This is a genomic window from Pantoea sp. BAV 3049 (assembly GCF_009765445.1).
Taxonomy (GTDB): Bacteria; Pseudomonadota; Gammaproteobacteria; order Enterobacterales; family Enterobacteriaceae; genus Erwinia.
The window spans coordinates 3,253,428-3,266,434 of sequence record NZ_WHOY01000031.1 but is presented as its reverse complement, the minus strand read 5'-3'; the positions used below and the strand labels follow the sequence as shown (position 1 = coordinate 3,266,434).

Below are 13,007 nucleotides of genomic sequence, written 5' to 3'. Positions count from 1 at the left end.
GTCTTAAATTTCCTGTCGTTTTCATTCGTTCCATCAGGTATCGGCTCACTTAATCAGGCTGGTTACCACCCAGAACAAAGCGTTACTCACTTCTCATGAAATAAAATGGCTTAATCTTTACATGATATTTGTTAAGATTAGCCTTAAGTGTTTGAGCTATCATCAGGATAGTGAATATTTTTCATCTAATCGAAAATTGCCATGACAGAGAGTAGCTTAGTGAAATTGATAATTCAGATCCCCTGTTACAATGAAGCGGAAACGCTGGCGATTGCTCTTAAGGCGCTTCCTCGCCAGGTTGAAGGATTTAACTGTGTCGAATGGCTGATTATTGATGATGGTAGCCAGGATAAAACGGTTGAGGTTGCCAGGGAATGTGGCGTTGATCACATTGTTAAACATCCGGTAAACAAAGGTCTGGCTAAAGCATTCATGACAGGTATCAATGCCTGTCTGGACAAAGGAGCCGATGTCATTGTCAATACGGATGCTGATAATCAATATGAGGCGGATGATATTCCTCAGTTGACCGCTCCAATCATCAGCGGCAGTGCAGAGTTTGTAATTGGAGCTCGCCCCGTACAGACCATAGAGCATTTTTCACCGGTTAAAAAGTTTCTTCAGAAGTTGGGTAGTTGGGTAGTCCGTATTGCAAGTAAAACTGATATACCCGATGCGCCAAGTGGCTTCAGGGCTATGAGCAGGGCAACTGCACAAAAACTCATCGTTTTCAGTAATTATACCTATACGCTTGAAACTATTATTCAGGCTGGTCAAAAAGATATCGCTATTACTTCAGTTCCTGTACGAGTCAACGAGGATCTTCGCCCATCGCGCTTGGTTAAAAGTATTGCTTCATACATCAATCGTAGCATTATCACCATCATAAGAATTTTTGTCGTTTACCGACCTTTCAGATTCTTTGGCACAATTGGCGTCGTGCTTTTCAGTCTTGGTTTCATTATCGGACTTCGTTTTCTTTTTTCGTATCTCGATGGCGAAGGATCCGGTCATATTCAGTCTCTGATTCTCGCTTCAGTCCTTCTGGGAATGGGGTTCCAAACCTTATTGATTGCGTTTGTCGCTGACTTGCTTTCAGCTAACAGAAAGCTACTTGAAGATCTGAGATTTAAGATGGCTCAGTGGGAAAAAAATAATCCCACTAAAATTAAATCATCGGATGATAATTAATCATCGCTTTCAGGTTAACTAACAAAATGATTATGAGACTTAAATTAGTATGAATATGAAAATAGCTGGCGGTAAAACTGAGGATGGTATTGTAGTTGGCAATACCTATGACAAATATGGCGCACGTAATCCCATAGTAAAATGGATGATGAAAGGGTTTGAGGATTCGTTAACACAACTGGTCTCATTAACTAATGCAAAAAATATCCATGAAATCGGTTGTGGGGAAGGTTATTGGGTGACCAAATGGAGCCAGTCAGGTGTGGCTGCAAGAGGGTGCGATTTTTCGCATCAGGTAATAGAAATAGCACAAGAAAATGCAAAATCCGCGGGTGTTTCAGAAGATATTTTTAAAGCCAAAAGTATCTATGACCTGGACTCAGAGCAAGATAGCGCAGAACTTATCGTTTGCTGCGAAGTGCTTGAACATCTGGAAGATCCTCTTGCCGGTCTTGAAGCACTTCAGAGAGTAACAACTGATTATATCTTATTAAGTGTTCCCAAAGAACCTTTATGGAGAGTTCTCAACTTTGTGCGTGGGAAATATTGGTCCGATTTGGGAAATACACCAGGGCATCTCCAACACTGGTCAAAACGTTCATTTATTGAACTGGTAAGCCGTTATTTCGATGTTGTACAGATTAATACTCCTTTGCCCTGGACTATGGTGTTATGCCGCCGAAAATAAGAGATGTTAAGCCGTATTTGCACTATGTTGGCTCTTTTTTAGCAATATGTGGTGTTGTTTTTGTTATTTTAAAATTGAATCAATATTGGCATAGTGTCAAGCTGAGTGATCTTGGCATAGCTACATGGTTAACTATTTTGGCTCTAAGCTTTTGTTATGGTGCAGCGAATATCTTTTTGGTAATGGCCTGGCGCTCAATTTTAAAATTTTATCATATTCCCACAAAGTTAAATTGGACTATATATGCCTATGGTATTTCGCAATTAGGAAAGTATGTTCCCGGAAATATATTTCATATTGCGGGCCGACAGGCTATTGCCATGGCGGCAGATTTGCCAGGAAAACCTATATTAAAATCTAACATTGCTGAATTAGTAATGATATCTTGTACAGGATGCCTGGCTGGTTGGTTAGTTTTAAATCTTATTTTCCCTGCTTTCCCATTACTGGCAGGTTTGCTTCTGTTGGTAATCAGCGTCATCGCTGTTTTATTTTTGTTAATGCGCTTATTTAACTCAAATATAAGCCGTGCAATGCTATTTCAAATGCTGTTTTTGATATCCTCTGCAGTGATTTTTACTCTCATTTTGAATCAGTTACACCAGGCCGGAACATTTAATTTTCCGGTGATGCTTTCTGTAGGTGGGGTTTATACAATAGCCTGGCTGGCTGGTTTGGTCATGCCTGGTGCGCCTGCAGGAATTGGGATCAGAGAACTTGTTGTCGTTTTCTTCTTAAGTCGCCAGATCCCAGATGCAGAATTGTTACTGGCGGTTCTTCTGGGTAGAATTGTTACTGTTGTGGGTGATGTACTATTTTTTATTTTTTCCTATATCATGGGTAAGAAGCTGAATAATATGAGTGAGTTGACTTGTGATGAATAAAATAAAACACATTACTTATGCCTCTCTTTTTTTTAACAACTGGCCTCTCAAGGTTGCTTTATTAATATTGTTATTGCTTTGTTTTGGTTATAATTATTCAACCCGATTGGGATTGTTCCCGGATGAGGCTGCTCATTTAGGTTTTGTCATTAATGTAATGAATCATGGTTTTCCTGATTATCTGCATGGCACGATATACAATTCAGAAAAATTCAATTACCTTGAACACCCTGCATTGTATTATATTCTATCCGGAACCATAGGGAAGTTGTTATTTTTATTTCATGATTTTTCTTTCAAGACCTTAAGGTTCATAAACTTTTTCATTTCAAGCCTTTCATTCTATTTTATTTACAGATCATTGCTCGAAATGAATGTAAATAAAACTGCCATCTTATTTTCATTCATACCTGTGCTATGCATCCCAATGTTCATTATTTTGAGTGCTTCGATAAATAATGATCCATTGATGATTCTTGGATGTGTAATTACGTTCTACTCTTTTGTTGTTTATTATAGTGACCGGGAGAAAGTATCAGATTTCATCAGGTGGTTTTTACTGGGATGTGTAATAACTTCACTGACAAAAGCTACCGGTACTCTGGGTATTGTATGTGTATTGAGTTTGTTTATTGTATTCAGTTTTCGCGATGTAAAATCTATTCTGATTAAATTGAATAAAGCAGATTGGATTCTTGTTGTTTTTTCAGTGTCGTTAGTTGTTTTATATTATGGGTTCATGCACCACCATTTTGGTAAGTTTTTTCCATCTGCACAGGAAAATCCAAGTTTTTGGTTCGCAAAAATGAATCCAGATGCTGAACGAATGGGCATTAAAGAACATCTTGTTGCTTTTTATCATTCAAATGCATGGACATTAGTCGATCCATATGGGCATCAAAGTTTTATTGATACTATCTACCGTGAAAAACTGTTAGTAATTTTAATTTCTTCTTTACCGATATTCCTCTGCATAACTGTGTATCAGCAAATCAAAACTCGTGGAAAATATTTGCGACTCGTTGCTGTTTTCGGATGTGCATACGTGTTATATATGTGCCTTTATTTCGGCGAGATTCATCGAATGCACCTTGCAACCGGTTATCCCGGTGCTATGCAATCCAGATATTTCTATGGCTTCTTGCCCTTTTTTATCACTATTTATGCGTTAGCATTTGATAGTCTGAAGAACGCTGTGCTGAAATTTGTTGTGTATGGTTTTCTCGGTGTGGCATTAATATTTTCCTTCTACCCTTCTTATGCCCCGCTCCTGAAAGGCTTCTATGGCCAGGAAATGGTCAATGCTAATTATGGTGAGTTAATCGCTGGCAGAGTATTCGAACAAACATTTACGGCTAAGAACAGTAGTCTCAACAAGATTGAGATTAATCTCGGTACATACAACAGAATAAATAAAGGACAGCTTAAACTTTCAATTTATTCATCTGAAGATCACCTTCTGAGAGATGACAGTTTAGAGATGAGTAAAATATCGGACAACAATTGGGCTACTTTTAAGTTTAATGGTTTAGCTCTTTCCCCCCACAGTGAATATAAACTGAAATTGACGTCTGCTGACGGAAAACCAGGTAATGCCATTACATGGTGGGCTTTGGGACCATTTACTGAAAGCCCACTCTTCCGCGGAACGCAACAGGGGATGTCTGATCTGGGAGGCAACCGATACCTTGAAGGGTTGGCAAGTGTAGATGGTAAGCGGGTCGATGGGACTTTTTCGTTTAGAATTTATTATTGAGAAGTTTCTTTAAACATATTATAGGAGAGCCTGAATGTGGTTCCAGGCTCTTTTTGTTATTTGTTATTTGTTATTTGTTATTTGTTATTTGTTATTTGTTATTGACTTTATTTATCTTCAATATTTTCATGTGAATAATTTGAATTTAAATAAAATAACGCTTTCATTTCTCTTCGCCCCATTGTAACTGACTCGAGTATAATACCGCATACAAAAGATATTATCCCAATGGTCATAATTGCTGAAGCCAGAATAGCTGTTGGGAAACGAGGAACTAAGCCCGTTTCTTCAAATTCAGCCAGGATAGGGAATCCAAGTATTATTGATAAAAAGACAAAAAGAATGCTCAAAATAAGGAAGAAGTAAAAAGGCCTTTCACTCATGTAAAGTTTGATTATTGTTTTGAGTATCTTAATACCATCTTTATACGTTGATAACTTACTTGTCGAACCTTCAGGACGTTCACCATAGCTCGTCTGTACTTCTCCATAACGCATTCTCAGTTCAAGTGCATGAATAGTCAACTCGGTCTCGATTTCAAAGCCCCTTGATAAGCATGGAAATGATTTTACGTAGCGTCGGCTAAATACGCGGTACCCTGAAAGCATATCGCTGAATTCGCCCTTAAATATCGTCGTCACCGTTCCGGTAAGCATTTTATTACCGAAGCGGTGTCCCTGACGATATGTTCCCTCATCCCCATTTTCCTGTCGACAGCCGACGACCATATCAAGTTTGTCATCAATCAACTTGTCAACCATTTTTTTTGCAGCGGAAGCATCATAAGTTGCATCACCATCCACCATGATATACACATCTGCTTCAACATCGGAAAACATTCTACGTACAACATTCCCCTTACCCTTTAGAGAGACGGTATGGACATGTACATTGTGTTCTTTTGCTATTAATGCCGTTTTGTCTTTAGAGTTGTTATCAAAAACATAAATATCGGCCTCAGGAATACTTTCTCTGAACTGACTGATTACGGTAGCAATAGACATTTCTTCGTTATAACATGGAACTACAAGGGCAATTTTTCTGCTGCGATAAATTTTATTCATGACTGACTCCATAATTAAATCAAAAATAGCGCGTCTCTAATGCAATATGTACAGTCATTACAGAGGCGACTGCCATGAAAGCCAGCGCAGCATATGAAAGCTTTCTTAATTCAGGCTTATCCATTAATGCATATCCTAAAATAATAAATGGTATTATAAAATATCTTCCCTGAACGCCATCAACTTTTGTTGTAGGGAATGCAGACCATTGTACAAGGAGTGCGCAAAATGTAAGGGTTATAATACTAAGGGTAAGTAATAATAAAAGTACCGTGTCTGTTTTGTGCTTTGCAACGTGTTTTTTGGATATGTTCAAAATGAATATGCTGTATATCGCAAGACCAAACCCCCAATAGGCAAAGTCACCAATTGGCGCATCAAGCCACCCAAGTTTACCGATGAGAGACTGAACGTAGAAGGTGAATGTAGAATAGTCTGACAATGTGTTGACTATTATTTGAGGTATTTCGAAAGGATGCAATATATAATATTTCAGCACATCAATTTGTTCAATGCCGGGATGATGGATGCCGTTGTCATGAACCGTTTTAATTGAAAAATAGGTCCAGGCAAGCACCAGTATTGACGTGACAGCAAAACCGATCAAACAAGAGCGTTGTCTGGTCCGGAAGAATAACCATAAGGGAAGGAAAAGAAGGGGTAACAGATTTGCCCGGCTGCTGCTTAATGCAAAAATAACTATGCATAGCAGGAAAAGTTTTTTTCGAAAATGGAGATGATTTTCGTGTTTCAATAGATTAGTCAGTAATGACATAGTAAGCACTGTGAACGCAAATGTCAGGCCATCAATCGTCGGTGAGAAAAATTGAAAAATACTCATTGGCAATAACATTACGGCAATCGCTGGAGCGGGTATAGGTGCTAGCCTCCATGCTGCAATTATTAGTGTTATAATTGCCAGTAGATTCAATGTGGTTGCCAGTTTATATGTGCTATATAGGTTTAAGTTTAGGATATGACCAACTTCAAAACCTATAGCTTGTGGTATATATACTGCCGGGAAGTAGAAGGCAGTATTTGCCATTGAATAAAATCTCTTCGTATTACTCCAGTAGAGATTTTGCATTTCTCTTTTCATTTCATTTGCGAGTTCAGGATTGTTATGTGATTTTATAACCTTATCGTACTGCGATCTGAAGTAATTCATGCTATTATCAACTTCTCCACCTGAATTCATTTTTCCATCAGGAGAGGTAAGTGCGATATAGCCGTTCCTCAGTGCATCTGCTCGAGATAAATGTGCGCCTTCATCGGGGGAAATGAAAGGGGGTTTGACATGAAATACCCATGCAAAAGAAACAAGTGTAAATATTATAAAAAGAATAATGTTTGTCCAGTTGTTCTTCCTGTCTGGACGAGTGGTGTTATTCTCACTGCTACTATCTTCATAAAGCATTTGTATTCCTTTAACGCAAATTAAGTGTACTATGATATAGTTGTCTTTCTTTCTGTGAAAACAATATGTTTTGAATAAAAATAGCCAGACAACAGACTGAAAGCAGAAAATGCAACTGCGGTAATAATTGGGGGGAGTACAAAATGGTCTGCCGCCCATCCAAAGAGATACGCAAGTAACCCCATAAAACCCACAAAAATGAAATATCGAAAAAGAGAGGTTTCTGATTCGAAGGTCCATTTTGCGTTAACAAAGAAACTAAACGTAACAGCAGCACAAAAACCAGCAAGATTGCTCGCTGCCTGGTTAATGCCCAAGAGATAAAAACAGCATCCCAAAATGGACCAGTGGATAACGGTGTTTATTAAACCTACCAAAACATATCTTATGAACGTCGAATTCATGTCCCCCCCTATTTTACAAGTAGCAAATAGTAACATTTGTCGAGGTATATGCAACTGTCCCGCTAATGTTGCTGATAGTGAAAAGCGTTGACAAGGTGTATAAAAAAATTGCCGACCAAAACCTTATAAAATTTGATTTTTAATCAATCGGTTATATATCTTGCGTAGTCAAACAACGCTTTCAGCTGCTTCATCCTGACTTTTTCATCTGCATACTGATTAAACAGCATTTCCAGTTCCTGCACGTAGTCCTGCACACGCTCTGGGTTTAACATTTCTCGCCGATGCTGCAGCCAGCGATTTTGCTCTGCTTCATCAAGCGTGCCAGGATAATTGCGCGCACGATAGCGAAACAGCAGTTTTTCGATACGACCATCATTAAACGTCAGATCCAGTGCCGGTAAATTTTCTGGCGACGTCTGCAAGATAATGTTCATTGCCGTTCGGTCAGCATCGCTGAAGAAGCCATCATACAGCTGGGCATCAACGTCATCAGAAGGGGTAAACGGCTCGGCTTCTGCAAACAACGTGACCACCTTCTCACGGATTTCCGGATGCTGGCGCAGCAGTGCCAGGTTATCCAGGCACTGCTGGCGATCGATCCCCAGACGCTCAGCATCTTCCGGGCGCAGGGTATTTGCTGGTGCTACCACCGGACACTTGTTGATATGCATCAGCTTGACCGGAACAGGAGCGGCATCGCCCAGCTCGTCCCGACGAGTATAGAGTCGCTCACGGAGTTGGTCGGCATCCAGCTCCAACAGAGGGGACATATCGCCCGCAAGATCGCAGGTGATCAGGGCATTCTTGTTGACCGGGTGCCAGGCCAGCGGAGCAATCCAGCTGGTATTACCACGAAATGCGCCAAACATACCGGAAATATGCACCAGTGGCTTCATTTGCGGGATATCAATCAGCGTGGTGATCTTCTGTTTGTTACGGTGGCTGAACAGGAACTCATACAGCCGTGGCTGCTTCTCTTTTACCAGTTTTGCCATGGCAATGGTGGCATACACATCGGACATCGCATCGTGAGCATTCTCATGCGCGACGCCGTTGGCCTTGGTCAGATGTTCCAGGCGGAAACTGGGAAAACCGTCATCATTTTCAGGCCATTCAATGCCTTCTGGCCGGAGCGCATAGCATGCCCGCATCACGTCGAGCAGATCCCAGCGGCTGTTACCATGCTGCCAGCTCCAGCCATACGGGTCGTAAAAGTTGCGATAGAGCAGATTGCGAGTGACTTCATCGTCAAACCGCACGTTGTTATAGCCAACAATGCAGGTGTCTGGCTCGCTGAACAGCTGGTGGATGCGTTTGGTGAACGCGGCTTCGCTCATGCCTTTCGCCAGCGCCACCTGAGGGGTAATCCCGGTGATCATCACCGCTTCAGGTTGAGGCAGATAGTCATCGGCAGGTTTGCAATAGAACACTTCCGGCTCGCCAATGATGTTGAAATCCATATCCGTGCGTATCCCGGCAAACTGTGCGGGACGATCCAGCGACGGACTTTTGCCAAAAGTTTCGTAGTCGTGGAAAAGGAAGGTTGATTTTTTACTGATTTTTTTCACTTTATCTCTGTCCACTTCTTGTTTTAACATTATGAATCTAAAGATATTTTCGAGTCTTGTCGTTTATCTTTAATCATGAACATTCACTCTAACACAAACCGTTTTATATACCCAATGGCCGTGCTTTTTTGAACAGAATATTATCCCGGTAAGAAGAGTCTTGTGGAAGACGGAACGGTGAGCCGCAAGTGCTAAAAAATTGTGTGACCGGTTTGAGGAAAGTTGAAAGTAGCGTAGACTCCTTGAAAATTTTGAGTTTTCAGTGAGTCTGACAAGAATCTATGGGTTGGTTACGTTTTTTTCTGGCTGCATCTGTAGTCATTTCACACAATGGTATCCAGGCCCCTGGTATTTCTGGCCACCTTGCTGTAATGGCTTTTTTCGTGATTTCCGGTTTTTATATGGCTTTGGTTTTAAACGAAAAATATGGAAGTAATATTTCTGGTTTTTATCTGGCCAGATTTCTTCGTTTATGGCCGGGTTATATTATTGTTTTCCTCGTTGTTGTTATGTTTATAGAACCTATGGGGAGCCAGATTTATCAATCAACTGCAGTATCCATATATGTATGGTTTTCATCACTGACGATGTTTTTCTATGAGACATTATGGTGGTTTGGCTTTGATACCGCAGGGAATGTCGTTTTTATTAATACTCCTGAACTTTATAAAACGACCCCTCCGATTATAAATGCTACCCATATGCAACACATGTGGTCTGTAGGGGCTGAAATTTGTTTTTATATTGCGGCCCCCTTTTTTGCCAGGAAGTTAAGAGCGGTCGTGTTTCTTCTGGTGTTATCTTTAATTTATTATCTGTCAGTCAAACATTTTTTGTTCTTCCATCATCCCCTTGATCATCGAAGCGCATTGAATCATTTCTGGTTGTTCCTCATGGGCATGGTGTCTTACTTTGGTTGGACAAAGTACCGTAACTATAGATGTGCAAAGAAATTAAATGCGCTTACAGCATCTGTTTTGGGGCTGGTGATAATTATTTCTGTCATTGAAGTTTCATTAAGGTATTTCAATAGTTCTTATGTGTTAATTGTCAGCTATTTTATATTTTTAATATGTATTATTCCTGTTTTTCATGCGACAAGAAATAGCAAAGCAGACAGGCTGATCGGTGAGATGAGTTATCCAATTTATCTGACGCATTGGCCTATAGTATTAATATTAATTTCAAATCACAGAGGGAGTTGGGTCTGGTCGTTTATTATTGTTGGCCTGTCATTAGTCGCTTCGATTTTCCTTTATGTTGCCGTAGATAAAAATGTTGAGAAATTTCGCAGAAAACTGGCGAAATCGCGGAAATAAAGTCTTTTCCCTTAGGCTGGGGAATGACATCGGGGCCTCTTCCATGAGGCTAAACGGATGACGGCTTTAACCCACTAAATCCCGTTCCAAAGGCCGGTTAGCCAGCACCTTCTTCCCAACCAGAATCCCAGGCTTCTCCACAAACTTAAACAGCAGAGCCGCCAGAGCATAGGTTATCGGGATACAAACAGCGCAGACCGTGGCGAAGCGTACCATATCACTTTTGCCGCCCAGACTGGTATGCGTCAGGAGCAGGGCGATGGCTGGAATGACAATCAGCAGATGCAGCAGGTAAACGGAGAACGACACGTCACCCAGCCAGGTGCTGAGGCGGTTGTTCAGCAGCTTACGGGGCAGGGCAATCAGGCGGGCCATCAGGCCGCCTTCGGCATGCTGCCAGAGAATGGCGGCCATGCCGACAATCATCAGCACTTCCATTGCAACCTGCAGAGGAATCGCTTTCAGACCGATAATCACGCTGGCGACGGGGCCAAACAGGGCAAACACGACGTAAAGCAGCGATTTCCGGCGGACCGCTTCGGCAAGCAACATACCGGAAATAAAGATATTCAGCTTTATCAGGATCATTGATGGCATTTCAAACGCTTCATAATAATCCGCCAGCACAAAGCGTCCCACGCAGCACAGCACCATAATGCCGATCAGCGATACTGCATAACCAAAGCGCATCGTTACCAGCATGATGAACGGGAACAGCAGATAGAACTGCATCTCCAACCCTATACTCCAGTCTGGCAGTACCGTGTTAAAACCGTAAGCGGGCAGCAAACCAAACAGGAAACTGAAGTGAGTCAGGATGTTTGCCAGTGACCGATCGGTATAACGAGAGCTTTCTGTCGCTGTGCCAGAGTAAAAATGCGCGAGGGTGTCACGCATTTCACCGAACCACGGGCCGTAAACCAGCGCGACGATCAGGAGCAGATAGTAGAGAGGGGCGATGCGGAAAAATCGGCGTATCCAGAATTTCCTGATGGTACTGGCATGCTGCCAGGGTTCTTTCTGCTGGCGCTCTTTATAGTTTTTCGCCATCAGATAGCCAGAAAGGAGAATAAAGAGATCAACACCGATACCCGGTGACGAAATCAGCGTGATATGGCAATGAATCAGCAAGCTGATGTGACCCACCAGTACCCAGAGTGATGCGATGCCTCGCAACCCCTCCAGTTCAGTAGACCAACCCCTTGATGAAGACATATTTTACCCCTGTTCGATCAGTATTTTGAAGGAGGAGGGTAAAAGACTTGTGATAACAAACAACGTGTTATGTTCCTAAAGTAAAACTTATCAGATTTTCCTTAATGCATCGTACCAAATAAACCAAAAGGTTAAGTTCAGGGGGCGTCTGTGCTAATCGGCTGAAAATTAATATTTTCTTGCAATTTATTAACACACTCTGGTCGGGAATCCCGTACAACAAGCTGGTTTTTTTATCACAAGATTATTATTGAGGGTTCCCCGTTGAAGAAGCGTCAGCTTGCAAGTATGAGTTTGGTTCTGGCTTTTGCCGTAGTGGCACACGCAGATGAAAATCCAATAGCATTTCCCCTCACTTCTCCTGCCATAGATGCTGCTTCCTGGGTATTGATGGATGCCACCACGGGCCAGATCCTGACAAAGGGCAATGCCGACGAGCGTCGTAATCCGGCCAGCCTGACTAAACTGATGACCGGTTATGTGGTTGACCGCGCCATCGACAGCAAGCGCATCACCCGTGATGATATGGTCACCGTGGGCAAAGACGCCTGGGCCGCGGGCAATCCGGTATTCAAAGGCTCTTCGCTGATGTTCCTGAAGCCTGGGGAAAAAGTTTCCGTGCGCGATTTAAGCCGTGGGGTAATCATTGATTCTGGTAATGATGCCTGTGTGGCTCTGGCGGATTATGTCGCTGGCAGCCAGTCAGCTTTCGTCGATCAGATGAATCAATATGTGCAGAAGTTGGGGCTGACCAATACCCATTTTGAAACGGTGCACGGTCTGGATGCACCGGGACAGTACACCACCGCAGGTGACCTGGCAAAGCTGTCCCGCGCTATTATTTATGGTGAACCGGATTTCTATCAGATGTACAGCGAGAAATCGCTGACGTGGAACGGCATCACTCAGCAGAATCGTAACGGTTTGTTATGGGATAAAACTCTGCACGTCGATGGTCTGAAAACCGGTCATACCGAAACGGCTGGCTTTAACATTATTGCCTCCAGCGTTGACGGCCAGCGTCGTCTGATTGCGGTAGTGATGGGTGGCAAAAGCTCTAAAGGCCGTGAAGAACAGGCGCGTAAGTTGCTGACCTGGGGTCAGAGCAATTTCGATACCATCCAGCTGTTCCATGCCGGTAAAGAGATTGGGCATGAAAACGTCTGGTACGGTAACCCGCATCAGGTTTCAGTCGGCAGTGATTCCGATGTCTATCTGGCACTGCCGCGCGATCGGGTGCAAAAGATTAAAGCGAAATACGTTATCGATCGCAAAGACCTGCAGGCTCCGCTGAAGTTGCATGACCAGGTAGGAACAATTCAGCTGGTCGATGGCGATAAGCAGCTGGCTTCTTATCCGCTGGTGACGCTGAATGAAGTGAAAGAAGCGGGTGTGATTACCCGTATTGAAGATTACATCAAACAGAAGCTGTAATTTAAGTTACAGGCGATCCAGGGATGGATTGCCTGTGCTTTTGCGGCCGCTCTCGCAACTCAAA

General features: G+C 42.3%; 11 protein-coding genes. 6 read left to right on the top strand and 5 right to left on the bottom strand.

Going from position 1 to position 13,007, the window contains the following annotated elements:
• The first annotated feature begins 219 nt into the window (after positions 1 to 219).
• Genes GSQ70_RS16280 through GSQ70_RS16265 form a run of 4 tightly spaced genes read left to right on the top strand, consistent with a single transcriptional unit; the run spans position 220 to position 4,519 of the window.
• Positions 220 to 1,191, top strand: coding sequence for a glycosyltransferase family 2 protein (locus tag GSQ70_RS16280; RefSeq protein ID WP_158783507.1), 972 nt, complete (start codon positions 220 to 222; stop codon positions 1,189 to 1,191).
• A 49-nt stretch (positions 1,192 to 1,240) separates the two neighbouring features.
• A complete protein-coding gene (locus GSQ70_RS16275) occupies positions 1,241 to 1,879 on the top strand; it encodes a bifunctional 2-polyprenyl-6-hydroxyphenol methylase/3-demethylubiquinol 3-O-methyltransferase UbiG (protein WP_233268331.1) in 639 nt (212 codons plus the stop codon).
• On the top strand, positions 1,864 to 2,763 hold the full coding sequence (locus GSQ70_RS16270; protein WP_158783506.1) for a lysylphosphatidylglycerol synthase domain-containing protein: 900 nt from the start codon (positions 1,864 to 1,866) through the stop codon (positions 2,761 to 2,763). Before GSQ70_RS16275 ends, GSQ70_RS16270 begins: the two co-directional genes overlap by 16 nt.
• On the top strand, positions 2,756 to 4,519 hold the full coding sequence (locus GSQ70_RS16265; protein ID WP_199257272.1) for a glycosyltransferase family 39 protein: 1,764 nt from the start codon (positions 2,756 to 2,758) through the stop codon (positions 4,517 to 4,519). The genes GSQ70_RS16270 and GSQ70_RS16265 overlap by 8 nt, the downstream gene beginning before the upstream one ends.
• 107 nt (positions 4,520 to 4,626) lie before the next feature.
• Here the strand turns inward: GSQ70_RS16265 and GSQ70_RS16260 are convergent, their stop codons facing one another.
• The 4 genes from GSQ70_RS16260 to sbcB form a co-directional block, all read right to left on the bottom strand.
• Positions 4,627 to 5,583, bottom strand: coding sequence for a glycosyltransferase family 2 protein (locus GSQ70_RS16260; RefSeq protein WP_158783504.1), 957 nt, complete (start codon positions 5,581 to 5,583; stop codon positions 4,627 to 4,629).
• Positions 5,584 to 5,602: 19 nt separating this feature from the next.
• Positions 5,603 to 7,000, bottom strand: a complete 1,398-nt coding sequence (locus GSQ70_RS16255; protein WP_158783503.1) for a DUF2142 domain-containing protein — start codon at positions 6,998 to 7,000, stop codon at positions 5,603 to 5,605.
• Between the two features lie 29 nt (positions 7,001 to 7,029).
• Entirely contained in the window at positions 7,030 to 7,404 is a 375-nt protein-coding gene (locus tag GSQ70_RS16250) for a GtrA family protein (RefSeq protein WP_158783502.1), read from the bottom strand.
• A 143-nt stretch (positions 7,405 to 7,547) separates the two neighbouring features.
• A complete protein-coding gene (sbcB, locus tag GSQ70_RS16245) occupies positions 7,548 to 8,975 on the bottom strand; it encodes an exodeoxyribonuclease I (RefSeq protein ID WP_233268328.1) in 1,428 nt (475 codons plus the stop codon).
• Positions 8,976 to 9,256: 281 nt separating this feature from the next.
• On the opposite strand from sbcB, the gene GSQ70_RS16240 reads away from it, so the two are divergent.
• The gene (locus GSQ70_RS16240) at positions 9,257 to 10,294 is read left to right on the top strand and encodes an acyltransferase (protein ID WP_158783500.1); all 1,038 of its coding nucleotides are present in this window, start codon (positions 9,257 to 9,259) and stop codon (positions 10,292 to 10,294) included.
• Positions 10,295 to 10,360: 66 nt separating this feature from the next.
• Here GSQ70_RS16240 and GSQ70_RS16235 read toward each other — a convergent pair whose 3' ends face one another.
• Entirely contained in the window at positions 10,361 to 11,509 is a 1,149-nt protein-coding gene (locus GSQ70_RS16235; protein ID WP_158783499.1) for an acyltransferase, read from the bottom strand.
• A gap of 264 nt (positions 11,510 to 11,773) precedes the next feature.
• On the opposite strand from GSQ70_RS16235, the gene dacD reads away from it, so the two are divergent.
• Positions 11,774 to 12,943: a serine-type D-Ala-D-Ala carboxypeptidase DacD gene (dacD, locus tag GSQ70_RS16230; protein WP_158783498.1), complete on the top strand. Its 1,170-nt coding sequence runs from the start codon at positions 11,774 to 11,776 to the stop codon at positions 12,941 to 12,943.
• The last annotated feature ends 64 nt before the right edge of the window (positions 12,944 to 13,007 follow it).